We start from the raw sequence: 24,814 nt of genomic DNA on the forward strand, positions 1-24,814 counted from the left end.
AGAACACGATTTGAATTACCAAATGATTGAAACGGACGATGCGCTGGCGAGCCTGTGTGAGGCTGTCCGCGCATGTCCGGCTATTGCTTTAGATACGGAATTTGTCCGTACCCGCACCTATTACCCGCAGTTAGGATTGATACAGTTATTTGACGGGGCAAATGTCGCCCTGATCGATCCGCTCGGCATCAGCGACTGGTCGCCGTTAAAAGCGGTGCTGCGCGATACGGGAATCACCAAATTTCTGCACGCGGGTAGCGAAGATCTGGAAGTATTTCTGAATGCGTTTGGCGAACTGCCGGAACCCCTGATTGATACGCAAATTCTGGCGGCGTTTTGCGGGCGCCCGCTGTCGTGGGGGTTTGCGGCGATGGTAGAAGAGTATACGGGCGTGGCGCTGGATAAAAGCGAGTCTCGTACCGACTGGTTAGCCCGGCCTTTAAGCGAACGTCAGTGTGAATACGCGGCGGCGGATGTCTGGTATCTGTTACCGATCGCCAAAAAGCTGATGATTGAAACTGAAGCCGCAGGATGGCTGCCTGCCGCGCTTGATGAATGCCGATTGATGCAGCAGCGTCGTCAGGAGATTCAGGCGCCGGAAGAAGCATGGCGGGATATCACTAATGCCTGGCAACTGCGTACCCGCCAGTTAGCCTGTCTGCAACTTTTAGCTGACTGGCGGCTACGTAAGGCGCGTGAGCGCGATATGGCGGTGAACTTTGTTGTGCGTGAAGAAAACCTGTGGGCGGTCGCGCGTTATATGCCGGGCAGTCTCGGTGAGCTGGATAGCCTGGGGCTTTCCGGCAGCGAGATTCGTTTTCACGGCAAGACGTTGATATCGCTGGTGGCGAAAGCACAGGCGTTACCGGAAGAGGCATTGCCGGAACCCCTGTTGAATCTGATGGACATGCCGGGCTATCGCAAAGCGTTTAAGGCCATCAAAGCGCTGGTGGCGGAGGTGAGCGCGTCGCATCACGTCAGCGGCGAGCTACTGGCATCGCGTCGGCAGATTAATCAGTTGCTTAACTGGCACTGGAAATTAAAACCGCAAAATGGGCAACCGGAATTGATTTCCGGCTGGCGCGCCGAACTGATGGCGGAGAAGTTAACTCTTCTGTTGCAGGAGTACCCGCGTTAACGACGGTAATTGCCGGGAAAACGGCCAGTGAAATAAATGTCCGTATTCGGAATAATGTAAAAAAATAAAAAAGGCAGATTCTTCTGCCTTTTTTAATCCAGGAATTTTCCCATAAAAGAGCTTATTTTGACTCTTCGGCTTCCGGCAGCGTTACGTTAAGTTCAAGGATGGAGATATCACCATCTTTTTGCTCAAGCTGGACGGTAACCATTTCCGGATCGATTTGTACGTATTTACAAATGACCTCAAGAATATCTTTACGTAACTGCGGTAAATAATGCGGTTCGGCATCGCTACGGCGACGTTCCGCGACAATGATTTGCAACCGCTCTTTTGCAATATTAGCGGTACTCTTTTTCCGCGAGAGAAAAAAATCCAGTAATGCCATAATTTATCCTCCGAACAGGCGTTTGAGGAAACCTTTCTTCTCTTCTTCAATGAAGCGGAAAGGACGTTCTTCTCCCAACAGACGATCTACGGTATCTGCATAGGCTTTACCCGCATCCGCAGTGGCGTCAAGAATCACCGGTTCGCCCTGGTTCGATGCGCGCAGTACGGATTGATCTTCCGGGATCACCCCGACGAGTTTAATACGCAGAATCTCCAGTACATCTTCCATGCTGAGCATGTCGCCTTTATTGACGCGGCCTGGATTGTAGCGCGTCAACAGGAGATGTTCTTTAATCGGTTCTTCGCCATTTTCTGCGCGACGAGATTTCGATGCCAGAATACCCAGAATACGGTCCGAGTCACGGACAGAAGAGACTTCCGGGTTAGTCGTGATGATCGCTTCATCGGCAAAATAGAGCGCCATCAGCGCCCCGGTTTCGATACCCGCCGGCGAGTCGCAAACGATGAACTCAAAGTCCATCGCTTTCAGTGAGTCCAGTACCTTAGCGACGCCTTCGCGCGTTAGCGCGTCTTTATCCCGGGTCTGCGACGCCGGAAGAATGAAGAGATTTTCAGTACGCTTATCTTTGATCAGCGCCTGATTCAGTGTCGCATCGCCCTGAATGACGTTTACAAAATCGTAAACGACACGACGTTCGCACCCCATAATCAGATCGAGGTTACGCAGTCCGATATCAAAATCAATGACGACAGTTTTCTTTCCCTTCTGGGCCAAACCTGTAGCGATGGCCGCGCTGGAGGTGGTCTTGCCAACGCCCCCTTTACCCGAAGTAACAACAATAATGCGTGCCATAAAAATTCCTTGTTAAAAAGGGATCAATTCAACGGTTGAACTGTCAAAGCGTTGTCTGCTAAACGCAGGCGCGCCGCTTTGCCATAAAATTCTGCCGGGATTTTATCACTCAGCCAGTAAACACCTGCGATAGAGACCAGTTCTGCCGTCAGATGGGTACAAAAAATTTGCGCTTCCCGATCGCCGCTCGCCCCTGCCAGCGCGCGACCTCTCATCATGCCATAGACATGGATATTGCCGTCAGCGATAAGCTCTGCGCCAGCGCTGACGTGACTTGTAACAATCAGATCACATTGTGGAGCATAAATGCGCTGACCGGAACGAACCGGAACATCAATTAATCGCGTTTTTGTGATGGGATTAGCGTTTTGCGGCGGCTCGCTGGGCGTTGCCGGCTCAACGGGCGCAGGCCGAACCGCTTTCTCTTTACCTTCAGTCAGTAAAGGAAGACCCATCCGATCGATTTCTACTTTCAGGCTGGCGTCTTTACAGCCGCTCACGCCGATAATGCGTAAGCCGGTTGAGGTCACGATCTTATGCAGTTCCGGCCAGTTTACCGGGCTTTCGAGACCGCTAACGTTAATAACGACAGGGGCGTGTTTTAAAAACGCAGGAGCCTGCGCTATTTTGTCTTCTAACGCCTGACGAATAACCTCTGGTTCCGCTTCATGCAAATGAACCACTGATAAGGTGAAGCTACTGCCTTTAAGCTCGATTGGCGTGTTTGACATCCTGGCCTTACTCAATTTGCTATTTATCATCTCCGATACGGAGTGATATTCCGAAGTCCAGAAGGCATGTTATAGTCAGTATTATATTGAGGCAAGTCACCATCCCGTTAATTCAGAGTAAAAGTATGTTTTGTGTGATCTATAGAAGTAGCAAGCGCGATCAAACCTATTTGTATGTCGAAAAAAAAGACGATTTTTCGCGAGTGCCTGAAGCGTTGATGAAAGGATTCGGTCAGCCGCAGTTAGCGATGATGCTGCCGCTTGATGGACGTAAAAAATTAGTCAATGCCGAGCTCGAAAAAGTAAAACAGGCGTTAAGCGAGCAGGGCTATTATTTACAATTGCCGCCGCCGCCGGAAGATTTGCTGAAACAACATCTTTCTTCGGTGGGACAAAATACGTCGCCCGCTGACCGTTAAACGGTATTCGGCGCCGCGCCTGAATTCCATCATGATCTTAGGGGAAAATATGTATCAACATCGTAACTGGCAAGGCGCCTTGCTTGATTACCCGGTAAGTAAAGTGGTCTGCGTGGGCAGTAATTACGCAAATCACATCAAGGAGATGGGCAGCGCGACGCCGGAAGAACCCGTGCTTTTTATCAAGCCGGAAACCGCATTGTGTGATATTCGCCAGCCGCTGGCGATTCCGGCGGATATGGGCGCTGTTCATCATGAAGTTGAGCTTGCTGTGCTGATTGGCGCAACGCTCCGCCAGGCGACCGAAGATCATGTACGTAAAGCGATAGCCGGTTATGGCGTGGCGCTTGATTTAACCCTGCGCGATATTCAAGGGAAAATGAAAAAGGCCGGACAGCCCTGGGAAAAAGCCAAAGGTTTTGATAACGCATGTCCGATTTCAGGCTTCATCCCTGTCGCGGCCTTCTGCGGAGATCCGCAAAATACGGTTATCGGGCTTAATGTTAATGGCGAGGTTCGCCAGCAAGGGTCGACCGCGGATATGATTCATCCTATTGTGCCCCTTATCGCCTATATGAGCCGCTATTTTACGCTCAAAGCCGGGGACGTGGTGCTAACCGGCACGCCGGCAGGCGTGGGGCCATTATTAAGCGGCGATGAGCTGGACATTCGTTTTAATGGCGAAACGTTGTCTACCCGCGTTCTGTAAAATCTGCTTGCCGCCTTCAGCGGCGGTAAAACTTGCATCTGCAGGCCAGACTGGTTATAAGGTGCAGCTTTAGTGCAATGGCGGATACTTTAATGAGCGATACACCTTTCTGGCAACGTAAAACCCTGGATGAAATGACCGATGCCGAGTGGGAGTCGCTGTGCGATGGCTGCGGTCAATGCTGCCTGCATAAGCTGATGGATGAAGATACAGATGAAATCTACTTCACTAACGTGGCGTGCAGGCAATTAAATATCAAAACGTGCCAGTGCCGTCATTATGAACGCCGTTTTGAATTTGAACCCGACTGTATCAAACTCACTCGCGAAAACTTGCCAGACTTTGAATGGTTGCCGATGACCTGCGCCTACCGTTTGTTGGCGGAAGGTAAGCCCTTGCCGACGTGGCATCCGCTGCTGACTGGATCGAAAGCCGCTATGCATGGCGAGCGAATTTCTGTCCGTCATATCGCGGTTAAAGAATCTGAAGTACGGGACTGGCAGGATCATATTTTAAATAAACCGTCGTGGGCAGAATAAGTCTTCGGCAAAACGGCTGATTGTTTACAATTCTTTAATTTACGCCGGGCGGCCCCTGAAATCAGGAATTGCGTGCAAATTCCGTCACCTGGCGTTATCACTGCCTTCTATTCTTCCCTGACGCGCCTTGTCGCTGCGCTCGCGCACGTATGGCGGCGACTCTATACTTTCAAAGCAGTATATCGCTGCCTATCCTGAGGAGTTACCCCATGAATAACCAACCGTTGCGCGTTTCAAAGGATCAGCCCAGGAAGCCTGATAAGACACCCGAAGACGAAGGAAAAAATCCAAAGAAAAACCAAAAGTAGTGCTGTAGGGTATCTTTAATAACTATGGTTCGTTGGAGGCTTTATGTCTGAACGTCCTGATTTAGTCGATCCATTACCAGAGGATGAGCCGCTTCCTGGTGAAAATATTCCGGATACACCAGAGGGAGACGATCCTCTCGACCCGGATACCCAGAATGAGGTTGAAGATCCTCGTAGATAGCGTCTTGTGCTATTAACCAACCGCCTGATGCACCGTCTGTGCCAGGCGGTTTTTTTACATCTTCTAAAGCGAAACATCCTGATAATCCTCAGAAAGATAGCCTATAATTTTTTGTACGTTAAAATAGTAGCGCGTCCATGACGACACTGTCTTATTGCGCTTAGCCGTTTGCGAGTTCAAAGGAGGAAATCAATGAACAGCGAAGAGTTGACACATAAAGCAGAAGAGGAAATCGCGGCACTCATTAGCAAAAAGGTCGCCGAACTACGGAAGAAAACCGGGCAAGAGGTTTCCGAAATAGAGTTCGCGCCGCGAGAAACGATGAAAGGGCTTGAGGGATACCACGTTAAAATTAAACTACTCTAGCGTTTAATTAGTGCCATTAATCACCTGGCTACTGGGCGGGACGCCGCCCAGTGGTGACTGGTTTACCGATGTCAGGCTTTTTTCTGTTGATACATTTCCTCGCCCTGATGGTCTTCCTCTACCCAAAAATGAATGTTGAACCGCGCATCATCGCTCAGCTCTACCCGATGCCAGTATTGCGGCGGACTGGTGGCGAATTGCCCGGCATTAATCACCACTTTCACTTCTGGTTCTGTCGCGGTTTCATTCGCAAAGCCATAGTAGGTCACGGTGCCTTCCATCACGCAGAGTTGTCCGAAAACGCCTGCCGCTGTGTTGTGATGAGAGAGCAGTGCCGCCGGAACATTCTCTTTGGTGAAAAAGGGGGTAGAGCGTTTAACTTTCCAGTTTGCCGGGATGCGTAAGTGGGACATAAGACATCTCCCTGATGTGGTGATTAAAAGATGTATTTAATATACACCTTTTAATCACTGGCAAACAACGCTTCGGGCAAAAAAAACGCTCCCGAAGGAGCGTGTGTATCAACGACCGAACAGGTCGCGTTTTTTAGGCTTAAATGCCTGGGCTATGACGACGGCTATCGCCACCACAAGGTAAGCGGCAAAGATCCCCAACAGCCATTGCGGCATCTCCAGCGTTAAAAACGACCACTGGCGTTCGGCGCAATCACCGGATGCCACAAACACCTGTGGCAGCCATTTACCCAACGGCAACCAGTCTGGAAAGCGCGCCATAAAGTCACAGGTCATGAACGGCGAGGGATGCAACTGAATCATCGTATGTTCATACGCCAGTTGTAGACCCCGCCAGGCGCTGTAAATCCAGATAACCATTGCCACGTATCGCAGCGGCGTTTTCGGCGCTATTGCGCCGACCAGACCCGCGCCCATCACGCCAAACAGGGCGCAACGTTCGTAAATACATAGCACGCAAGGTTTAAGTAACATGACGTGCTGGAACCACAGCGCCACCATTTCCAGCGCCAGGGCGGTAAACGCCATCAGTAACCATGCGCCCCGACCCCGTGAGCACTGGTTTAAAAATCGCAACATAATAATTTCCCTGCAACATGCGTAGAGACCGCAGTGTAAACCAATTCAATTCGTGCGCCACTAGCGGGAAATGAAATAATGTGTAATTGGATAATTATCAGGCAAAAATCGGAGCCGGGCGGTGTATTGCCCGGCCAAACGTTACGAAAGCGTTGCTAACCATCCTGCCTGAGTCATCCATTCGGTGGCCGGCGCAAGAGTGAATTCGACGCACAGTAGCCCTATCAGGGTCAGTACGATAGTGTACGGTAACGCCATCCAGACCATACGGCCATAGGAGAGACGGATTAACGGCGCCAGCGCGGAGGTCAGCAGGAATAAGAATGCCGCCTGACCATTTGGCGTCGCTACCGATGGCAGGTTAGTACCGGTATTGATGGCCACAGCTAGCAGCTCAAACTGTTTTAAGCTGATTGCGCCGTTTTCCATTGCCGCCTTCGCTTCGTTGATATAAATGGTGCCGACAAAGACGTTATCTGAGATGGAAGACAACAGGCCGTTAAAGAGATAGAACAGCGTTAGCTGCGCGTGTTCAGAGGCTTGCAAGACGAACTGAATAATCGGCGCGAAAAGATGTTGATCGATAATAACCGCCACAATGGAGAAGAAAACGGTTAACAGCGCAGTAAACGGCAGCGACTCGGTAAACGCTTTGCCGATGGCGTGTTCATCGGTTACACCCGTTAACGCGGTGGCCAGAATAATGACCGACAGACCAATCAGTCCCACCTCCGCGAGATGGAGGGCGAGGGCGGTAACCAGCCAGACGCCAATAATCGCCTGGACTATTAGTTTAATTTTATCCTGGCGGGTGCGCTTCTTACGGCTTTGATCGTCGAATTGCTGTAAAACGTCGCGGACTTTTTCGGGCAACGTTTCGCCATAGCCAAACCAGCGCATTTTCTCGACCAGCATACAGGTTAACAGTCCACATACCAGTACCGGGACGGTGACAGGCGACATCCGCAAAAAGAAGTCGCCGAAATGCCAGCCAGCCGCTTTAGCGATGATCAGGTTTTGCGGCTCCCCGACCATGGTCATGACACCGCCCAGCGCCGTCCCCACGCCTGCATGCATCATCAGGCTACGCAAGAATCCGCGGAATTGCTCCAGCACCGTTTTGTAATGCGGATCGATATGGCTGTCGTCCAGCATATCGTTCTCTTCGCCGCGCGATGAGGCCACACGATGGTAAATCCCGTAAAAACCGACGGCGACGCTGATCACCACCGCAACGACGGTAAGCGCGTCAAGGAAAGCCGACAAGAACGCGGCGGCGACGCAAAAGGCCAGCGACAGAACCATCTTCGAGCGGATACTGAGTAACAGACGGGTAAAAATAAACAGCAATAACTGCTTCATAAAGTAGATGCCTGCCACCATAAACATCAGCAGCAGCAAGACTTCCAGGTTGGCGGCAACCTCTTCACGTACATGGGCGGCGCTGGTCATGCCGATGATGACGGCTTCAATGGCCAGTAACCCGCCGGGCAGCAGGGGGTAACACTTTAACGCCATCGCCAGGGTGAAGATAAACTCTGCCACCAGCAGCCAACCGGCAACAAAGGGATTAGCTAAGAAAATAAATGGGTTAACAATTAAAAAGACAAGTAGTGCCAGTTTGTACCAGTCGGGCGACTGGCCTAAAAAGTTGCGCCACATGGCGCGACCCCATGAGATCTCCATGAAATTTTTCCTTACCTAGAAAAATGAAATAGCGTTTTTATGTTTAAACACAGAGAGTAGCGAGCGCGACGAATGCAAGCAAGTCCTTAACGATATTGGCAGGCGATATCAGAAATGGTGCCTTGATCCCCTTTTTCTTCATTGCGTCCGCTATCAGGTGTTACGCCCGTCTGGTATGATGAGTACAACTATGTTTTGCTGTGTAATGGAAATCTCACTATGGTCATTAAGGCGCAGAGCCCGGCGGGTTTCGCGGAAGAGTATATTATTGAAAGTATCTGGAATAACCGCTTTCCTCCTGGCACGATCTTACCGGCAGAACGAGAACTCTCCGAACTGATCGGCGTGACGCGCACGACATTACGCGAGGTGTTACAGCGGCTGGCGCGAGATGGCTGGCTGACCATTCAGCATGGCAAACCGACAAAGGTTAATAATTTTTGGGAAACGTCAGGGCTGAATATCCTTGAAACGCTGGCCCGCCTTGATCATGAAAGCGTTCCGCAACTGATCGACAATTTGTTGTCGGTGCGTACCAATATTTCTACTATCTTTATTCGTACCGCGTTGCGTCAACACCCGGATAAGGCGCAGGAAGTACTGGCCACTGCCCACGAAGTGGCCGACCATGCCGATGCATTCGCCGATCTGGACTATAACATCTTTCGTGGTCTGGCATTCGCCTCCGGCAATCCTATTTACGGCTTGATCCTGAACGGCATGAAAGGGTTATACACCCGCATTGGTCGCCACTATTTCGCCAATCCGGAAGCGCGCAGTCTGGCACTGGGTTTCTATCATAAATTATCGTCGTTATGCGAGCAGGGCGCGCACGACCAGGTGTATGAAACGGTGCGACGTTACGGGCATGACAGCGGCGAGATTTGGCATCGGATGCAGAAAAATCTGCCCGGCGATTTAGCGATTCAGGGACGATAATCCCGCGATGCCCGGTAAGCGCAAACACTACCGGGCAGCATCTCGATTACAGCGTGTTCATGCGCGGCGGACAACGCTCCAGCAGTTCTACGCTGCCATCCTCATTTTGTTGCTCCAGCATCACATCAAAGCCCCATAACCGATGCACATGTTTCAGCACCTCTTTGCGGCCTTTATCCAGCGGTGCGCGGTTATGCGGGATATAACGCAACGTCAGCGATCTGTCGCCGCGTAAATCCACATTCCAGACCTGAATATTCGGCTCCAGGTTGCTCAGGTTATACTGTGACGACAGTTTTGATCGAATCTCCCGATAACCTTCTTCATTATGAATGGCGGAGATCTCCAGATAATTATGCCTGTCATCATCAAGTACCGTGAAGAAACGGAAATCACGCATCACTTTTGGCGACAGGAACTGACTGATAAAGCTTTCATCTTTAAAATCGCGCATGGCGAAGTGCAGCGTTTCCAGCCAGTCGGAACCGGCAATATCCGGAAACCAGTATTTATCTTCATCCGTGGGCGACTGACAAATACGTTTGATATCCTGGAACATGGCAAAGCCGAGCGCATAGGGGTTAATTCCGCTATACCAGGGGCTATTATAGGGCGGCTGAAATACGACATTGGTATGGCTGTGTAAAAACTCCAGCATAAAGCGTTCCGTCACTTTGCCTTCATCATACAGATGGTTCAGGATGGTGTAGTGCCAGAAGGTCGCCCAGCCCTCGTTCATGACCTGCGTCTGTTTCTGCGGATAAAAATACTGGCTGACTTTACGAACGATGCGCAGAATTTCGCGCTGCCACGGCTCGAGCAACGGGGCGTTTTTCTCCATAAAATAGAGCAGGTTTTCCTGTGGTTCAGCGGGAAAGCGGCGTGCTTCGGCGACCGTTTTTTCTTCCTCGCGTTTTGGCAGCGTGCGCCACAGCATATTCACCTGGCTTTGTAGATACTCTTCCCGGCTTTTTTGTCGCGCTTTCTCTTCCTGCAACGAGATTTTCTGCGGGCGCTTATAGCGATCGACGCCGTAATTCATCAGCGCGTGGCAGGAGTCGAGCAGTTTTTCTACTTCATCCACTCCGTAGCGTTCTTCACAGCGGGTAATGTAATTCCGGGCGAAAATCAGGTAATCGACGATAGAGCTGGCATCCGTCCAGCTCCGGAAGAGATAATTATTTTTAAAAAAGGAGTTGTGGCCGTAACAGGCGTGCGCCATGACCAGCGCCTGCATGGTGATGGTGTTTTCTTCCATCAGGTAGGCAATGCAGGGATTAGAGTTGATCACAATTTCATAAGCCAGTCCTTGTTGACCATGCTTATACAGACGTTCCGTCTCAATGAACTTTTTGCCAAACGACCAGTGCGGATAGTTGATCGGCATCCCGACGCTGGAGTAGGCGTCCATCATCTGTTCGGAAGTGATGACTTCAATTTGGTGCGGGTAAGTATCCAGTTGGTAGAGTTTCGCCACGCGGTCTATCTCTGCCAGATAGACATCCAGCAGATCAAATGTCCAGTCGGGTCCATCGCTCAAACGTGTGGTGTCCTTGTTCATGGAATCAATCGTTGCCATTCGCGCACCCTCATTGTTGGCGACGCTCTCTGTATGGAGCGCCTCCTTTCAAGCATAGAACACCATGTTAAAAAACGACTTGATCGTGAAAACTTTTCTTTGCGATTTCCTCCACTCTGAACGGCAAAAAAACGGGTATTGGCATCATTTTATGCTGTATAGCCATGCCGCGTAGCAGGAGATCCCAAACCAGTGGGATCGCTTGTCTTTAGGGTATATGTGAAGCACGTCACCATAAAAAAGTCATATGTTGAATAATATTTTCATCTGGGTTATCAAGATGTAATCAGAAGATTGTTCTTTTACTATTAACGGAGTGGCTATGCGAGTTGTCATCCTGGGGAGTGGCGTAGTTGGCGTGACCAGCGCCTGGTATTTGAGTCAGGCGGGGCATGATGTCACCGTCATCGATCGCGAATCCGGCCCGGCGCAAGAAACCAGCGCGGCGAATGCCGGACAAATTTCACCGGGATATGCGGCGCCCTGGGCGGCCCCTGGCGTACCGCTGAAGGCGATAAAATGGATGTTTCAGCGCCATGCGCCGCTGGCGGTGCGTCTGGATGGCACCCCGTTTCAACTGAAGTGGATGTGGCAAATGCTGCGTAACTGCGATACCCGGCATTATATGGAAAATAAAGGCCGCATGGTGCGTCTGGCGGAATATAGTCGCGACTGCCTGAAAACGCTACGCGCCGCGACCGGTATCGAATATGAAGGCCGCCAGGGGGGAACGCTACAACTCTTCCGCACCGCGCAACAGTATGAGAACGCCACCCGTGATATCGCCGTGCTGGAAGATGCCGGGGTGCCGTATCAGCTCCTGGAATCCAGCCGACTGGCGGAAGTTGAACCCGCTCTGGCTGAGGTTGCGCATAAATTAACCGGCGGACTGCGCTTACCGAATGATGAAACCGGGGACTGTCAGCTCTTTACCCAGCGTCTGGCGCGCATGGCGGAGCAGGCGGGCGTAACCTTTCGCTTTAATACTCCCGTGGAAAAATTACTGTACGAAAATGATCAGATTTACGGCGTGAAATGCGCCGATGAGATCATTAAAGCAGATGCGTATGTCATGGCGTTTGGATCGTATTCGACGGCGATGCTTAAAGGCATTGTTGATATCCCGGTGTATCCGCTGAAAGGCTATTCATTAACCATCCCAATCGTCGAGCCAGACGGCGCGCCGGTATCGACGATTCTTGATGAAACCTACAAAATCGCTATTACGCGTTTTGATAAGCGTATTCGCGTGGGGGGAATGGCGGAAATCGTGGGCTTTAATACCGACTTACTGCAACCACGCCGCGAGACGCTGGAGATGGTTGTGCGCGATCTTTTTCCGCGCGGCGGTCATATTGAGCAGGCCACATTCTGGACCGGCCTGCGCCCCATGACGCCGGACGGCACGCCGGTAGTAGGACGCACCCGTTATAAAAATCTGTGGCTTAATACTGGACACGGTACCTTAGGCTGGACGATGGCCTGCGGTTCAGGCCAGTTGTTAAGCGATATCTTGTCGGGTCGTACGCCAGCGATACCCTACGACGATCTGAGCGTGGCGCGATACCGTTCCGATTTTACGCCCACCCGCCCGCAACGTTTGCATAGCGCGCATAACTGATAAAGGAAGTGAAATGACCCGCCCTATACAGGCCAGCCTTGATTTACAGGTAATGAAACAAAATTTGGCTATTGTGCGCCGGGCGGCCCCAGAGGCGCGCGTCTGGTCGGTAGTGAAAGCCAACGCCTACGGCCACGGTATTGAACGCGTCTGGAGCGCGCTGGGCGCCACAGATGGTTTCGCTATGCTCAACCTTGAAGAGGCGATTACCCTGCGTGAGCGCGGGTGGAAAGGGCCGATATTAATGCTGGAGGGGTTTTTCCATGCGCAAGACCTGGAGGCGTATGACACTTATCGGCTGACCACCTGCATCCACAGTAACTGGCAGTTGAAAGCGCTGCAAAATGCGCGGCTTAACGCGCCGCTGGATATCTATGTCAAAGTCAACAGCGGCATGAACCGACTCGGTTTTCAGCCTGAGCGGGCGCAGACCGTCTGGCAGCAATTGCGGGCAATGCGCAATGTCGGTGAAATGACCCTGATGTCACATTTTGCTCAGGCCGATCATCCGGAAGGTATCGGGGAGGCGATGAGACGTATTGCGCTGGCGACAGAAGGCCTGCAGTGTGCATACTCGTTATCAAATTCGGCAGCGACACTGTGGCATCCCCAGGCGCATTATGACTGGGTCAGGCCGGGCATTATTTTGTACGGCGCGTCGCCGTCAGGACAGTGGCGGGATATTGCCGATACCGGACTAAAACCCGTGATGACGCTGAGTAGCGAAATTATTGGCGTGCAGACGTTGAGCGTGGGTGAAAGGGTAGGCTATGGCGGAAGGTATTCTGTGACTCAGGAACAACGCATTGGCATCGTCGCGGCGGGTTATGCCGATGGCTATCCACGCCATGCGCCGACCGGGACGCCCGTGCTGGTGGACGGTATCCGTACCAGAACAGTAGGCACCGTTTCAATGGATATGCTGGCGGTGGATTTGACGCCGTGTCCGCAGGCGGGAATCGGCACGCCGGTTGAATTATGGGGCAAAGAAATTAAGGTCGATGATGTCGCCTCTGCGGCAGGCACGCTGGGCTATGAGCTACTGTGCGCCGTAGCGCCGCGCGTGCCGTTTGTGACAACGTAACCTAATTCAGGCTAAGGCGTCGACCGGTCCACCGGGGGCGGGTCGACGTTGTCCGGCGACCTTATTCTGCTTCGTCTTCGGCGACGCGTACCCCAATCTTGCGTACCACGTTATCTTCTTTTTCAGCTACCGTCCAAATCATGCCGCCAAACTCCACCTGATCGCCGACGACCGGCGCAGCGCCCAGCAGTTGCTGTATGATTTCACCCAGGGTTTGTTGTTTATCCCGGTATTCCGTTCCTTCTTCCAGCCCGTAGATAAGCGCCACGTCGGCGAATTTCGCATTCGCTTCGAGGATAAAATCGCCAAAGAAACGCTGATCTAACGAAACCGGCGGCGACTGGCTAAACAATTTGCCCAGCGCTGGCAGATCGCGCTCCCGGCCAATCACGCAGAGTACGTCGCCTTCCTGCAGGCGAGTGCTACCCGTGGGGTGAAACAGTTCATTATTGCGAAATAGCGCGGCAATGCGGGTTTCGTTCGGCATATGCAGGTCGCGCAACGCCGCGCCGACGCACCATTTGTCGGCGCTCAACTGATAGATGAATTGCTCCCACGGATTATCAGGATGGATGTCAAGCCCCACGCGCGATACTGGCCAGCCAACCGGAGGCACGACCACTTTGGCTCTTTTCGCCGCCCATGACAGCGATGTTCCCTGCAGGAGCAGCGACACCAGTACCACAAAGAAAGCGACATTAAAGAACAGGCGAGCGTTTTCAAGCCCGGCCATCATCGGGAAAACGGCGAGAATAATCGGCACTGCGCCGCGCAGTCCGACCCAACTGATGAAAATGCGCTCCCGAAGATTGAAGCCGCGAAATGGCAGCAGGCCGGTAAACACCGACAGTGGGCGGGCGAAGAAAATCATCCAGATGGAGAGAATAAGCGCAGGGACGGCAATCGGCCACAGATCGGAAGGCGTCACCAGCAGCCCCAGAACCAGGAACATCGCGATCTGCGCCAGCCAGGCCAGTCCGTCAAAGTTTTGCAGGATGCCGTAACGGTTGCGAATCGGGCGGTTTCCTAACAGGAATCCGCACAGATAGACCGCGAGAATGCCGCTGCCTTCAAGCGCGGTCGTCAAAGCAAAAATCAGAATACCGCCGCTGAGCGCCAGCATCGGATACAGGCCGCTGGGCAGAGAAATACGGTTGATCATCTGCTGTAGCAGGTAACCGCCGCCGAGGCCAAAAACAATACCGAGACCGAACTGCTGGATAATATGGACGGCAAACATCCAGTCCAGGCCGGTTTCATGCTTCTGGATCATCTCAATTAATGTAATGGTCAGAAAAACGGCCATCGGGTCGTTACTTCCCGATTCGATCTCCAGCGTGGAGCCTACACGTTCGTTTAGCCCTTTGCCGCCAAGCAGAGAAAAGACCGCTGCGGCGTCAGTGGAACCGACTATCGCGCCGATAAGCAGACCTTCGATAAGATCCAGATGAAACAGCCAGGCGGCCATCATACCTGTTAACCCCGACGTGATCAGTACGCCGAGCGTCGCCAGCGACAGCGCGGGGCCCAGCGCTACCCGGAAAGAGCTGGCTTGGGTGCGCATGCCGCCATCGAGTAAAATAATCGCCAGCGCCAGGTTACTGACCATATAAGCGAAAGGATAATTATCGAAAGGAATACCGCCAATGCCATCCACACCCGCTAACATCCCAATGGCGAGAAAAATGACCAGAATCGGGATACCCAGTCGCGATGAGAATGAACTTAACAGGATACTGCTGGTTACAAGGATGGAACCTAAAATAAATAGACTAATAATTGTTGCAGCATCCAACGTTTTATATCTCCTGACTCACACGACTTCGTATTATTTAACATTAACATAATAACGGCCAGGGCAGCGTTTTACTTAGCCTGTCGGGGACTTTTTTTACAATTGCAGCGTAGGATGACCAGATAAAGTGAGTTGAGTCCCCTGGCGCGTATTTTTAAGCGTCGCGTTTGCCCCGATAGGGAGCGTTACCGTACGCTGTTCATGCCCGAAGTCGAGACCGGTAATCAGCGGAACGGACAGACGGGAACGTAAAAACGCGTAGACGCTCTCCAGAGAATAGCCGGCGTCATACTCGTTGGGCGCCGCGCCGCTAAAGCTGCCGAGAACGATGGCGCTCTGACGGTTTAGAATTCCGGCGTACTCCAGTTGCAAAAGCATACGCTCCACCCGGAAAGGATGCTCATTGACATCTTCCAGCACTAAAATTCCTTTATCGATAGTCGGCATCCAGGGCGTACCGATAAGGGAAATCAACATCGCCAGATTTCCGCCCCATAAGGTGCCCTGTACGTCGCACTGAGGGCCGTCGCCTTGCCACTCTACGGTAAATTGCGCCTTGCGTAGCGCCAGCCAGAAATGTTGCTCGGTGAACGTATTCAGCGTTTCGGCGCCAAAATTTGCCGCCAGCATAGGACCGCTAAAGGTGGTGACATTGGCCTGTGCCAGGAGTCCAGCCTGAATCGCCGTAAAATCGCTATGACCGCAAATCAGTAAGGGATCGCGCTGTTGCCGGGAGGCGAGCGCCTGCCAGTCGATACGATCCAGCAAGCGGCTGGCGCCATAGCCGCCTCGAACCGGCATGACGATCGTATCCGGCGAAGTTAGCGAGGCCAGCGAATTAACATCGGCCAGCCGTTCCGCGTCCGTACCGGCAAAACGCTGATAGCGGCGACGAATCACCTCGTCATTCTCCACCTGATGACCCGCGTCAGTCAGGCGCTGAACGCCGCGTAACGCGGCCTGTTGGTTAATACAGTAGCCCGAGGGGGCGATTAAATGAAACAGAGACATGGTAATTCCTTGCTGACAATAGAATGCAAATGTATATCATGCCGCATATATTAGGCGATGTCCCTCGTTGTGCGACGTTTCTGGATGCGCACCAGGGAGGCAACCTAAGTACCTGGCCGGGGCGGTATGACCTCTTCGGCAGATAAGTTACGGCTATAAGGATAGATGACGTGAAATTAAGATGGTTTGCTTTTTTGGTAGTAATACTGGCTGGCTGTAGCTCAAAACAGGATTACAGGAATCCGCCGTGGAATGCCGAAGTGCCTGTAAAGCGTGCGATGCAGTGGATGCCCATCAGTGAAAAAGCCGGGGCGGCATGGGGGGTTGATCCACATTTAATCACCGCGATTATCGCCATTGAATCCGGCGGCAACCCTAACGCGGTCAGTAAGTCCAATGCGATTGGCCTGATGCAGTTAAAGGCGTCGACCTCCGGGCGCGACGTTTACCGTCGTATGGGCTGGCGTGGCGAACCGACCACCAGCGAGCTGAAAAACCCTGAGCGTAACATCTCAATGGGCGCGGCGTATCTGAGCATTCTGGAAAATGGGCCGCTGGCCGGCATCAAAGATCCGCAGGTGATGCAATATGCGCTGGTCGTCTCTTATGCTAACGGCGCAGGCGCGTTATTGCGTACTTTTTCATCCGACAGGAAGAAGGCGATAGAAAAAATTAACGATCTGGATGCTGACGAGTTTTTTGAACATGTTGTTGATAATCATCCCGCGCCGCAGGCGCCGCGCTATATCTGGAAGCTTCAGCAGGCGCTGGACGCCATGTAGTTTAGCGTGAAGATTATTCTCGCACTTTATTCGCTCTTTCTCGGGCCTCGCGCTCAAGCGAAAAAATAATCCGCTGCAACTCCCGCTCCACCGCCGGGCTAACGTTAAGGAAACGAAAGCTCAGGCGGGGAGTGGTGATCGTTTCATTTTTCCCATCAATCACTTTACGCTCGCTGATGGCGATAAGCTGGGCGTCAACGTGAAGAATCCCCCATGGCCCCATGTTCAGTTCAACCTGCGAAAAGCGTGCGCCTTCGATTAGTCCGTCGGGGATGGCGGATTCCAGTAGCGCGCCCATGCCGCCCAGGGAAAGATCAAACAGGCGAAAACGTAACGTACGGGTGTCCGGTAGCGTGGTGACGCCGTAATAAGGCGGATACAGCGGCGCGCCAATGCGAAAATACTCCCGGCGCTGGACAAACCACAGTGACGACGGCAGGGGCGTGATAAAGGCTGGCAGCCGCTGATATTCACCTGTAACGAGTTGCGGCAACGTGAACTCGACTTTTGCGCCCTGCGTTTCTGCGATAATGGCTACCTGCCCGGCACGTAATACGGCGCTATTTTCATATTCCTGGCTGCCGTAATCCACGATGAGTTTTTCCGGGTCTACCGCCAAAATTTTACTGATGAATTGACCATGCGCCCATGAAATACGCAGTGGAACCTGATTTTTATTTAAATCCCGTAGCACGCCTAATATCGCTAATGGATTTTTTTTCAGGAACTGCTCATTGTAACCACTCACACGAAATAACCCCTGATACGCAGACTATCGTTGGGTTATCGGCATTGGTAGAAAGAACTTAATAGCGATAAATAAATTTTTATGTCCGCGAGATAAATCAGTGTTCAGAAATGCGACGCTCGACTTTGCCTATACTTAAAACGTTTTTACTGGAAAGAGGGTTTGCAAATGGGAATTATCGCCTGGATTGTTTTTGGTTTGATTGCCGGCGTTATCGCCAAATTGCTTATGCCGGGGCGCGATGGCGGGGGATTTATCCTGACCTGTATTCTCGGTATCGTCGGGGCGGTCGTTGGCGGATGGCTGGCGACGATGTTTGGTATTGGCGGCAGTATCAGCGGCTTTAATCTGCACAGTTTCCTGGTCGCCGTGGTGGGTGCGATCGTGGTGCTGGTGATTTTCCGCCTTCTGCGACGCGGCTAACCGCTGCAGAACGTGTAAGCGTTGACCCGGTCAGCACCGGGTCAACCTACTATAAACACGCGTTACTGCGTCGCTGCAGACGGCGTTTTTGTCGGCGTTGCGCTTAACGATGCCGGACGAGTAGACGGTACGCTATCGCACGGTTTTTCCTGCGGACAAATCAGATCGAGCATTTTCAGCGTCACGCCGTTGGTCCAGCCAAAGCCGTCCTGAAGGGGATATTCGCCGCCGCCACCGCCGGTTCCGGTACTGCTGACATCATATTTTTCGACCAGTTTTTTCTCGCGATCGTAGGTGTGCTGCACATTGGTTAAAAAGCGCCAGGTGACTTCCATTGCCACGTCATCCTGCCCATAATTTTGCAATCCTTCGGCAGCGACCCATTGTAACGGCGCCCAGCCGTTTGGCGCATCCCATTGCTGTCCGCTTTTAACCGAGGTGGTAGCCAGCCCCCCAGGCTGTAGCAGATGCGCCTGGGCCGCCGCCGCCACTTTCGCGGCGCGATCTTTCGCGGCGGCGTTTACATAGAGCGGGAACAGCGCGGCAGCGGTGAGTTGGTCACGGATTTTATTGTTCTGCAGATCGTAGTCGGCATACCAACCCTCTTTGTTATTCCACAGATGCATTTCAATGGCTTTTTGCCGCGCGTTGGCCAGCGCGTCATATTGCGAGGCTTTGGCCCGATCGCCCGCCGCAGCGCTGGCGCGGGCGAGGGTTTTCTCCAGCTGATACAGCAGAGCGTTAAGATCGACAGGGACAATCGTGGTGGTACGAATGGTACTGAGCTGCTGCGGATTATCCATCCAGCGGGAGCTGAAATCCCAGCCGGAGGCGGCGGCAGATCGGAGGTCCCGATAGATCTCCGTTGCCGGGCGGTTGGGGTTGCTTTTGGCGGTAGCGATATCTTCAACCCAGGATTCAGGGCGGGGCGTATCTCGATCATCCCAGTAGCGGTTGAGAACGCTGCCGTCTTCCAGTTTGACGACGCGTTGGTTTTGTTGCCCTGGCTGCAATGTCTCAACGCCCTCCATCCAGTAGGCGTACTCTTTTTGCAGTTGCGGCAGGTATTCTTTCAGCGCATCGTCACCTTCATGTTGCGCCAGTAACTCAACCATAAACGCAAAGAAAGGCGGCTGCGAACGACTCAGGTAGTAGGTACGGTTGCCGTTAGGAATATGCCCCCAGGCGTCAATTTCGTAACCAAAGTTCGCTACCATATCCGCCACCTTATCCCAGTGCCCGCTTTCCGCCAGCCCCAGCATCGTAAAGTAGCTGTCCCAGTAGTAAATCTCTCTGAATCGCCCACCCGGTACGACATAGGATTCAGGCAACGGCAAGAGCGAGTCCCACTTTTCGACGTTTTTAGTTGAACGGGTCAGCACCGGCCACAGGCCATCAATATGTTCACGCAATGACTGTCCGGCCGGCGGGACATATTTTTCACCCGCTTTCGGCAGGGTGAAGTTAACATCAACAAAATGACGCAAATCGAAGCCGGACTGGTTCCGCTGCATACGATAATCCGCAAGAATCATGAGCGGATCGCTATTAGGTATGGCGTCAGCAAAGGTTTTCTGATCGGGGAAGAGTTTTGCATTCTGGACATCATTAAAGAGCGGGCCAAGCAAAATATCCGGCGGCTGCGGAGTTTCAGTGTCGGAAGACGGGTCTGCGGCAGTCGCCGAAAACGATGCAAACGTCAGCAGCGTCCCTGCCAGCGCCAGTTTTATGGCTTTCTGTAGTAGAACAGAACGGCGAATCTCTGGGGGTATCATCAAGTTATCTCCTTAGCGGTGAGCCAAAGCCAACGGCATTTACCATGACAAAACCTTAGTCTACGATGACCAGATACGCGTGATTGAACCGCTATTTTGCGAACAAACAGACATTTTATTGAGACAGAATTTATCGGTGCGCGCGTGGAAAACGGGGTATACAGACAAAAAATCCACGCCGGGACGTGGATTTTAGCGTAATGATTTGTCGCCTTAACCCGGATAGATACCGCGATCTTTACGGGCCAGCAGAATGCGCTCACAGGCGACAATATAGGCTGCGGTGCGCAGAGAACAGGATTTCTCAGCCGCTTTCTCCCAGACATGGACGATCGCGTCGGTCATGATTTTGTCCATGCGCGCGTTGATCTCTTCTTCGCTCCAGAAGAAGCTGGCCATATCTTGGACCCATTCGAAGTAGCTGACGGTTACGCCGCCTGCGTTACAGACCACGTCAGGCACCACAAGGATACCACGGCTGGCCAGAACATCATCAGCATCCGGATAGGTCGGGCCGTTAGCCCCTTCCAGCACCAGCTTACACGTCAGGGCTTCCGCGCGCTGACGAGTTATCTGGCCTTCAAGCGCCGCCGGGATCAGAATATCCATCTCCAGACGCCAGAACGCATCGCTGGCGATAGTTTCCGCGCCCGGGAAACCGGCTATCTGTTTGTGTTCTGTCTGCCATGCCGTGAGCGCTTTCATGTCAATACCGGTGGCGTTAAACAGCGTTGCGGTATGATCCTGAATCGCCACGACACGGGCGCCAGCGCCTGCAAACAGACGCGCGGCTTCGCTGCCGACGTTACCAAAACCCTGAACCGCAACGCGAGCGCCTTCAACGGCGATATTCGCCCGACGCGCGGCTTCCAGCCCGCTGACGAAAACGCCGCGTCCCGTCGCTTTTTCACGGCCCAGCGAACCGCCAAGATGGATAGGCTTACCGGTGACGACGCCAGTGACCGTCGTGCCATGATTCATGGAATACGTATCCATCATCCAGGCCATCACTTTACCGTTGGTGCCGACATCCGGCGCAGGAATATCTTTCTGCGGCCCGATGATAATGCCGATCTCGCTGGTATAGCGGCGGGTCAAACGCTCCAGTTCACCTTCCGACAGCGAGAACGGATCGACGCGGATGCCGCCTTTGGCGCCGCCGTACGGCAGGTTCAGCGCGGCACATTTGATGGTCATCCATGCTGACAGGGCCATCACTTCATTGAGATCAACGTCAGGATGGTAGCGAACACCGCCTTTACCCGGACCTCGGGAGAGGTTGTGCTGCACGCGATATCCTTCGAAATGACGAATAGTGCCATCATCCATTTGTACCGGAATATCGACGATCAGAGCGCGTTTTGGGTGGCGCAGAGTATCCACCCAGGGGGATAACTCGCCCAGATAAGGGGCCACACGCTCGATTTGTTGCAGGTAGGTATTCCAGGCAGATGTGCTGCTATCTGAAGCGTAAGATAACTTATCCATGATAAACCTTAGTGATAAAAGTAATATGTTCTTTAATTGACCGTGGTACATAGTAGATCACACCATGTAGCGATAAATTTAACACTTTTTTAAACAATTAACTCAGATCAAAAATGGCAGGCAGTTGGATTTTCGTTATGATTTTGGATGGGAAGTGGTTAACTATCCGCTGTAAGAGGTGATATGTCGCTAATTATGCAATTATTTGCTTAAATATGCGTGATATGTGCAAGGCGGCTATTTGTCATAATTATGACGCACCTCTAAAAGTAAACGTTATGATAACGAAATGTATCAATGTTATGTCGTCCTGTCGGCGGGGAAACGTCTTCGCCAGGCGCGTAAAAAGATAAAAATAACCGGAGTCAGACGGCGCTGGCCCCGGTTTACCTCTTTATTGTTGACGCGACTCAAGCCATACCAGCGCCAGTGTCGACAGTGAGCACATCAGCAGAATGCCGACAAACCACAGTAAATACCACATCGCTCCCGCTCCCTAATAAAGTTCATGATCGTTGCGGCGGAGGGTCTCCAGGTTGATACGCCCCAACATTTTGTAATAGCTCCATAGCGTATAGAGCAGTACGATCGGCAGAAAAATCAGCACAATCACCAGCATGATTTCGAGCGTCATCTGGCTGGAGGTGCTGTCCCACACCGTCAGGCTGGAGAGAGGGCTAACACTCGACGGCATCACAAAAGGAAATAGCGTTATGCCGGCGGTAAAGATGACGCAGGCCTGGGTCAGGGAAGCGAACAGAAATCCACGAATAGTCTGACCGCGAAGGCAGGCATAGAAAGCCAGAATCGGCAGGATCATACCGAGCAACGGGATGATGAGCAGTAGCGGCGAGCGTATAAAGTGGTTCATCCATGCGCCTGGGAGTATCGCCACGCCTTTTAAGAGCGGATTGGAAGGGCCGTTGGCATCCTGCGTGAGCAAGACAAAGCCATCAACGCCTGCCCATAGCCAGTAACCGGCCAGCAGGAAGCAGATCACGATCAGCAGCGCGCTGTGGCGGGTGGCCGACAGAGCCCGTTGACGAATAACGCCCTCCGTTTTCAACTGTAACCAGACGCCTCCTTGCATAATCACCAACGACAGGCTCAATAATCCACACAGTAGGGCAAAGGGCGAGAGTAACTGCCAGAAGGTGCCAAAATAGTCAACATGAAGCTGCGGCGTGAAGGCAAACGGCACGCCTAAAAACAGGTTGCCGAACGCGATGCCGAATACAACGGGGGGAACCAGGCTGCCGATAACCAGACCGGTATCCCACAGCGCGCGCCAGCGGGCATTGGCGATTTTACCCCGATAATCAAAGGCCAGCGGGCGAAAGAAGAGGGCACACAGCACCAGGATCATCGCCACATAAAAACCGGAAAACGCGGCGGCATAGACCCGTGGCCAGGCGGCGAATAATGCCCCGCCCGCGAGAATCAACCATACCTGGTTTCCTTCCCAGTGGGCGCCGACGCTATTGATCAATACCCGGCGTTCGTCATCGTTGCGCGCTATCAGCGGGAGCAGGCAACCGACACCCATATCAAACCCGTCAGTTACCATAAATGCCACCAGGATGACGCCGATCAGCAGCCACCAAATGAACCGCAACGTTTCATAATCCAACATGATTGTCTCCTTTATCCCTGTTGTTGCGCTTGTTGTTGATGTTGCATGGCGCTCGGCCCAAGACGCGCGTACTTCTGCATCAGATAGACTTCCGCGATTAAAAACAGGGTGTAAAGTCCGAGGATAAGCCCCATTGAGAAGGCCAACTGGCCCGGCGTCAGCGCGGAGTGAGCGTACCAGGTCGGCAGAATGTCCTGAATCGCCCAGGGCTGACGGCCAAACTCCGTCATAAACCAACCGGCTTCAATGGCAATCCACGGTAACGGCAGGCTCCACAGCGTCATACGCAATACCCAGCGATGCTGGTCGATACGCATTCGCAGCGTCTGTATCAACGCAATCAACATCACTACTAACAGCAGCGAACCGCAGCCGACCATAATACGGAAACTCCAGAACACCGGCGCCACCTGAGGAATAGCGCCACGCTGGGCCGCACGATACTGCTCCGGCGTCACATGGTTCATATCCGGGGCATATTTCGCCAGCAGAATGCCGTACCCCAGATCGCCCTCAACGGCGTGAAACGCATTCAGTACCTGCGGCGAGCGATTGCCTTGCGCTATCTCCTGCATGAGTAACCAGGCCTCCCGGCCACGCTTCAGGCGCGGCAGAGCGTCGTCCATCAGGTTTTTTAACCCCGGAACCGGCGTATCCAGCGAATGGGTGGCCAGAATACCCAGCAGAGCAGGGATCTTCACGGCAAATGCATTACGCTCCTGTTCCTGCTGCGGCCAGGCAATCAGATGAAACGGCGCGGGCGCGGGTTCGGTTTGCCATTCGCCTTCCATCGCCGCCAGTTTCACCGGCTGAATTTGGGCGACCTCGTAGGCCGAACTGTCCCCCAGTTGCAGGGTTCCCAGAATGGCCAGGGTGCCGAATACTGAGCCGATAGCAAACGAGCGCAAGGCCACCTCACGCTCGCGGCCACGTAGCAGATACCAGGCGCTAATGGACATAATAAACATGGCGCCGGTGACATAACCGGACATGACGGTATGGACGAATTTCACCTGGCTCACCGGGTTAAAGACCAGATCGCTGAAGCTGCTCATTTCCATCCGTAATGTATCGATGTTGAAATGAGCGCCGGTAGGATACTGCATCCAGCCATTGGCATTCAGAATCCATAATGCTGAAATATTGGAGCCGAAGGCCACCAGCCAGGTGACCAGCAGGTGTTGGTATTTATTCAGCCGCTGCCAGCCGAAAAAGAACAGGCCGACAAAAGTGGATTCGAGAAAGAAGGCCAGTAACGCTTCCATCGCCAGCGGCGCGCCGAAAATATCGCCCACATAGTTGGAATAGAGCGACCAGTTAGTCCCGAACTGAAATTCCATGGTCAGGCCGGTAGCCACACCGAGAGCAAAATTGATCCCGAAGAGCTTGCCCCAGAAACGCGTCATATCGCGGTAGACGGTTTTCCCCGTCACCACATAGATCGTCTCCATGACGGCCAGCAAAAAAATCAGCCCAAGCGTAAGAGGAACAAATAAAAAGTGATACAGCGCGGTCAGCGCAAACTGCCAGCGCGATAAGTCAATGACATCCCACATGCTAACTCCTGTAGGCAGAAAGAGAGTAAAAAGCTAATCAGTACCGG

Annotated in this window: 25 protein-coding genes and 2 pseudogenes; 12 read left to right on the forward strand and 15 right to left on the reverse strand. The window is 52.7% G+C overall.

From position 1 onward, the window contains the following. Positions 1-10: 10 nt before the first annotated feature. The gene (rnd, locus tag NA986_RS02605) at positions 11-1,138 is read left to right on the forward strand and encodes a ribonuclease D (protein ID WP_001109124.1); all 1,128 of its coding nucleotides are present in this window, start codon (positions 11-13) and stop codon (positions 1,136-1,138) included. A 121-nt stretch (positions 1,139-1,259) separates the two neighbouring features. On the opposite strand, the gene minE is transcribed toward rnd, so the two are convergent. From minE to minC, 3 genes are read right to left on the reverse strand one after another with little or no spacing between them, the layout of a single operon-like run. Then, a complete protein-coding gene (gene minE, locus NA986_RS02610; protein WP_001185666.1) occupies positions 1,260-1,526 on the reverse strand; it encodes a cell division topological specificity factor MinE in 267 nt (88 codons plus the stop codon). Positions 1,527-1,529: 3 nt separating this feature from the next. Further along, entirely contained in the window at positions 1,530-2,342 is an 813-nt protein-coding gene (gene minD, locus NA986_RS02615; protein ID WP_000101047.1) for a septum site-determining protein MinD, read from the reverse strand. A 23-nt stretch (positions 2,343-2,365) separates the two neighbouring features. Then, positions 2,366-3,073 (reverse strand): septum site-determining protein MinC, encoded by a 708-nt coding sequence (minC, locus tag NA986_RS02620; protein ID WP_000072527.1) that lies wholly within the window; start codon positions 3,071-3,073, stop codon positions 2,366-2,368. Positions 3,074-3,198: 125 nt separating this feature from the next. Here minC and NA986_RS02625 point away from each other — a divergent pair, with 125 nt between their 5' ends. The 5 genes from NA986_RS02625 (at position 3,199) to NA986_RS02645 (ending at position 5,595) form a co-directional block, all read left to right on the forward strand. Beyond that, positions 3,199-3,492 (forward strand): YcgL domain-containing protein, encoded by a 294-nt coding sequence (locus NA986_RS02625; RefSeq protein ID WP_001525604.1) that lies wholly within the window; start codon positions 3,199-3,201, stop codon positions 3,490-3,492. 49 nt (positions 3,493-3,541) lie between these two features. Beyond that, the gene (locus NA986_RS02630) at positions 3,542-4,201 is read left to right on the forward strand and encodes a fumarylacetoacetate hydrolase family protein (RefSeq protein WP_001519895.1); all 660 of its coding nucleotides are present in this window, start codon (positions 3,542-3,544) and stop codon (positions 4,199-4,201) included. A gap of 92 nt (positions 4,202-4,293) precedes the next feature. Then, positions 4,294-4,740, forward strand: a complete 447-nt coding sequence (locus tag NA986_RS02635) for a YcgN family cysteine cluster protein (protein ID WP_001285703.1) — start codon at positions 4,294-4,296, stop codon at positions 4,738-4,740. Between the two features lie 351 nt (positions 4,741-5,091). Continuing rightward, entirely contained in the window at positions 5,092-5,229 is a 138-nt protein-coding gene (locus NA986_RS02640) for a hypothetical protein (protein WP_001519337.1), read from the forward strand. A gap of 192 nt (positions 5,230-5,421) precedes the next feature. Further along, positions 5,422-5,595, forward strand: a complete 174-nt coding sequence (locus NA986_RS02645) for a GnsA/GnsB family addiction module toxin (RefSeq protein WP_001083582.1) — start codon at positions 5,422-5,424, stop codon at positions 5,593-5,595. 71 nt (positions 5,596-5,666) lie between these two features. On the opposite strand, the gene NA986_RS02650 is transcribed toward NA986_RS02645, so the two are convergent. The 3 genes from NA986_RS02650 to nhaB form a co-directional block, all read right to left on the reverse strand. Then, complete coding sequence (locus tag NA986_RS02650; protein ID WP_000018967.1) at positions 5,667-6,008, reverse strand: DUF1971 domain-containing protein; 342 nt, start codon at positions 6,006-6,008, stop codon at positions 5,667-5,669. Positions 6,009-6,116: 108 nt separating this feature from the next. After that, the gene (gene dsbB, locus NA986_RS02655) at positions 6,117-6,647 is read right to left on the reverse strand and encodes a disulfide bond formation protein DsbB (protein WP_000943475.1); all 531 of its coding nucleotides are present in this window, start codon (positions 6,645-6,647) and stop codon (positions 6,117-6,119) included. Between the two features lie 141 nt (positions 6,648-6,788). Then, on the reverse strand, positions 6,789-8,333 hold the full coding sequence (gene nhaB / locus NA986_RS02660; protein ID WP_000406444.1) for a Na(+)/H(+) antiporter NhaB: 1,545 nt from the start codon (positions 8,331-8,333) through the stop codon (positions 6,789-6,791). Between the two features lie 219 nt (positions 8,334-8,552). Between nhaB and fadR the strand changes: the two genes are divergently transcribed. Beyond that, positions 8,553-9,272, forward strand: coding sequence for a fatty acid metabolism transcriptional regulator FadR (gene fadR, locus NA986_RS02665; protein WP_000234826.1), 720 nt, complete (start codon positions 8,553-8,555; stop codon positions 9,270-9,272). 46 nt (positions 9,273-9,318) lie between these two features. Here fadR and NA986_RS02670 read toward each other — a convergent pair whose 3' ends face one another. Next, the gene (locus NA986_RS02670) at positions 9,319-10,851 is read right to left on the reverse strand and encodes a SpoVR family protein (protein WP_000190832.1); all 1,533 of its coding nucleotides are present in this window, start codon (positions 10,849-10,851) and stop codon (positions 9,319-9,321) included. Between the two features lie 322 nt (positions 10,852-11,173). On the opposite strand from NA986_RS02670, the gene NA986_RS02675 reads away from it, so the two are divergent. The 3 genes and pseudogenes from NA986_RS02675 to NA986_RS02685 form a co-directional block, all read left to right on the forward strand. After that, a complete protein-coding gene (locus tag NA986_RS02675; protein WP_001266938.1) occupies positions 11,174-12,472 on the forward strand; it encodes a D-amino acid dehydrogenase in 1,299 nt (432 codons plus the stop codon). A 13-nt stretch (positions 12,473-12,485) separates the two neighbouring features. After that, positions 12,486-13,556 (forward strand): catabolic alanine racemase DadX, encoded by a 1,071-nt coding sequence (dadX, locus tag NA986_RS02680; protein WP_000197906.1) that lies wholly within the window; start codon positions 12,486-12,488, stop codon positions 13,554-13,556. Positions 13,557-13,560: 4 nt separating this feature from the next. Then, positions 13,561-13,680, forward strand: a pseudogene (locus NA986_RS02685) (hypothetical protein); the annotation flags it as partial. On the opposite strand, the pseudogene NA986_RS02690 reads toward NA986_RS02685, so the two are convergent. Both NA986_RS02690 and ldcA read right to left on the reverse strand, forming a co-directional pair. Further along, positions 13,636-15,351: pseudogene (locus NA986_RS02690) on the reverse strand (potassium/proton antiporter); the annotation flags it as partial. The pseudogenes NA986_RS02685 and NA986_RS02690 overlap by 45 nt on opposite strands. A gap of 96 nt (positions 15,352-15,447) precedes the next feature. After that, a complete protein-coding gene (gene ldcA / locus NA986_RS02695; protein ID WP_023216855.1) occupies positions 15,448-16,362 on the reverse strand; it encodes a muramoyltetrapeptide carboxypeptidase in 915 nt (304 codons plus the stop codon). Positions 16,363-16,532: 170 nt separating this feature from the next. On the opposite strand from ldcA, the gene emtA reads away from it, so the two are divergent. Beyond that, positions 16,533-17,144, forward strand: a complete 612-nt coding sequence (emtA, locus tag NA986_RS02700) for a membrane-bound lytic murein transglycosylase EmtA (protein WP_000776974.1) — start codon at positions 16,533-16,535, stop codon at positions 17,142-17,144. Between the two features lie 13 nt (positions 17,145-17,157). On the opposite strand, the gene ycgR is transcribed toward emtA, so the two are convergent. Next, positions 17,158-17,892, reverse strand: coding sequence for a flagellar brake protein YcgR (ycgR, locus tag NA986_RS02705; protein WP_000017418.1), 735 nt, complete (start codon positions 17,890-17,892; stop codon positions 17,158-17,160). Between the two features lie 168 nt (positions 17,893-18,060). On the opposite strand from ycgR, the gene NA986_RS02710 reads away from it, so the two are divergent. Then, positions 18,061-18,315 carry a GlsB/YeaQ/YmgE family stress response membrane protein gene (locus NA986_RS02710; protein ID WP_000511323.1) on the forward strand — a complete coding sequence of 85 codons (255 nt, stop codon included), beginning with the start codon at positions 18,061-18,063 and terminating at the stop codon, positions 18,313-18,315. 62 nt (positions 18,316-18,377) lie between these two features. Here the strand turns inward: NA986_RS02710 and NA986_RS02715 are convergent, their stop codons facing one another. The 5 genes from NA986_RS02715 to appC all read right to left on the reverse strand — a co-directional run bounded on the left by NA986_RS02715 (position 18,378) and on the right by appC (position 24,767). Then, positions 18,378-20,090 carry an alpha,alpha-trehalase gene (locus NA986_RS02715; RefSeq protein WP_000612829.1) on the reverse strand — a complete coding sequence of 571 codons (1,713 nt, stop codon included), beginning with the start codon at positions 20,088-20,090 and terminating at the stop codon, positions 18,378-18,380. Between the two features lie 213 nt (positions 20,091-20,303). Beyond that, positions 20,304-21,578 (reverse strand): Glu/Leu/Phe/Val family dehydrogenase, encoded by a 1,275-nt coding sequence (locus NA986_RS02720; protein ID WP_001526439.1) that lies wholly within the window; start codon positions 21,576-21,578, stop codon positions 20,304-20,306. Between the two features lie 394 nt (positions 21,579-21,972). Then, positions 21,973-22,062, reverse strand: a complete 90-nt coding sequence (gene cbdX / locus NA986_RS02725; protein ID WP_000270301.1) for a cytochrome bd-II oxidase subunit CbdX — start codon at positions 22,060-22,062, stop codon at positions 21,973-21,975. Positions 22,063-22,074: 12 nt separating this feature from the next. Further along, positions 22,075-23,211 (reverse strand): cytochrome d ubiquinol oxidase subunit II, encoded by a 1,137-nt coding sequence (gene appB, locus NA986_RS02730; RefSeq protein ID WP_000888110.1) that lies wholly within the window; start codon positions 23,209-23,211, stop codon positions 22,075-22,077. A gap of 11 nt (positions 23,212-23,222) precedes the next feature. Next, positions 23,223-24,767: a cytochrome bd-II oxidase subunit 1 gene (appC, locus tag NA986_RS02735; protein WP_000263613.1), complete on the reverse strand. Its 1,545-nt coding sequence runs from the start codon at positions 24,765-24,767 to the stop codon at positions 23,223-23,225. Positions 24,768-24,814: the final 47 nt, after the last annotated feature.

This window comes from Salmonella sp. NW177, assembly GCF_051811585.1.
Classification (GTDB): domain Bacteria; phylum Pseudomonadota; class Gammaproteobacteria; order Enterobacterales; family Enterobacteriaceae; genus Salmonella; species Salmonella enterica.

Coding starts and splice junctions, on each gene's coding strand:
- NA986_RS02645 (WP_001083582.1), top strand. CDS start 5,422: ATGAACAGCGAAGAGTTGACACATAAAGCAGAAGAGGAAATCGCGGCA.
- NA986_RS02640 (WP_001519337.1), top strand. CDS start 5,092: ATGTCTGAACGTCCTGATTTAGTCGATCCATTACCAGAGGATGAGCCG.
- ldcA (WP_023216855.1), bottom strand. CDS start 16,362: ATGTCTCTGTTTCATTTAATCGCCCCCTCGGGCTACTGTATTAACCAA.
- appB (WP_000888110.1), bottom strand. CDS start 23,211: ATGTTGGATTATGAAACGTTGCGGTTCATTTGGTGGCTGCTGATCGGC.
- NA986_RS02650 (WP_000018967.1), bottom strand. CDS start 6,008: ATGTCCCACTTACGCATCCCGGCAAACTGGAAAGTTAAACGCTCTACC.
- NA986_RS02625 (WP_001525604.1), top strand. CDS start 3,199: ATGTTTTGTGTGATCTATAGAAGTAGCAAGCGCGATCAAACCTATTTG.
- minD (WP_000101047.1), bottom strand. CDS start 2,342: ATGGCACGCATTATTGTTGTTACTTCGGGTAAAGGGGGCGTTGGCAAG.
- NA986_RS02715 (WP_000612829.1), bottom strand. CDS start 20,090: ATGATACCCCCAGAGATTCGCCGTTCTGTTCTACTACAGAAAGCCATA.
- appC (WP_000263613.1), bottom strand. CDS start 24,767: ATGTGGGATGTCATTGACTTATCGCGCTGGCAGTTTGCGCTGACCGCG.
- NA986_RS02710 (WP_000511323.1), top strand. CDS start 18,061: ATGGGAATTATCGCCTGGATTGTTTTTGGTTTGATTGCCGGCGTTATC.
- dsbB (WP_000943475.1), bottom strand. CDS start 6,647: ATGTTGCGATTTTTAAACCAGTGCTCACGGGGTCGGGGCGCATGGTTA.
- dadX (WP_000197906.1), top strand. CDS start 12,486: ATGACCCGCCCTATACAGGCCAGCCTTGATTTACAGGTAATGAAACAA.
- cbdX (WP_000270301.1), bottom strand. CDS start 22,062: ATGTGGTATTTACTGTGGTTTGTCGGCATTCTGCTGATGTGCTCACTG.
- minE (WP_001185666.1), bottom strand. CDS start 1,526: ATGGCATTACTGGATTTTTTTCTCTCGCGGAAAAAGAGTACCGCTAAT.
- NA986_RS02675 (WP_001266938.1), top strand. CDS start 11,174: ATGCGAGTTGTCATCCTGGGGAGTGGCGTAGTTGGCGTGACCAGCGCC.
- NA986_RS02670 (WP_000190832.1), bottom strand. CDS start 10,851: ATGGCAACGATTGATTCCATGAACAAGGACACCACACGTTTGAGCGAT.
- NA986_RS02720 (WP_001526439.1), bottom strand. CDS start 21,578: ATGGATAAGTTATCTTACGCTTCAGATAGCAGCACATCTGCCTGGAAT.
- minC (WP_000072527.1), bottom strand. CDS start 3,073: ATGTCAAACACGCCAATCGAGCTTAAAGGCAGTAGCTTCACCTTATCA.
- NA986_RS02630 (WP_001519895.1), top strand. CDS start 3,542: ATGTATCAACATCGTAACTGGCAAGGCGCCTTGCTTGATTACCCGGTA.
- NA986_RS02635 (WP_001285703.1), top strand. CDS start 4,294: ATGAGCGATACACCTTTCTGGCAACGTAAAACCCTGGATGAAATGACC.
- fadR (WP_000234826.1), top strand. CDS start 8,553: ATGGTCATTAAGGCGCAGAGCCCGGCGGGTTTCGCGGAAGAGTATATT.
- nhaB (WP_000406444.1), bottom strand. CDS start 8,333: ATGGAGATCTCATGGGGTCGCGCCATGTGGCGCAACTTTTTAGGCCAG.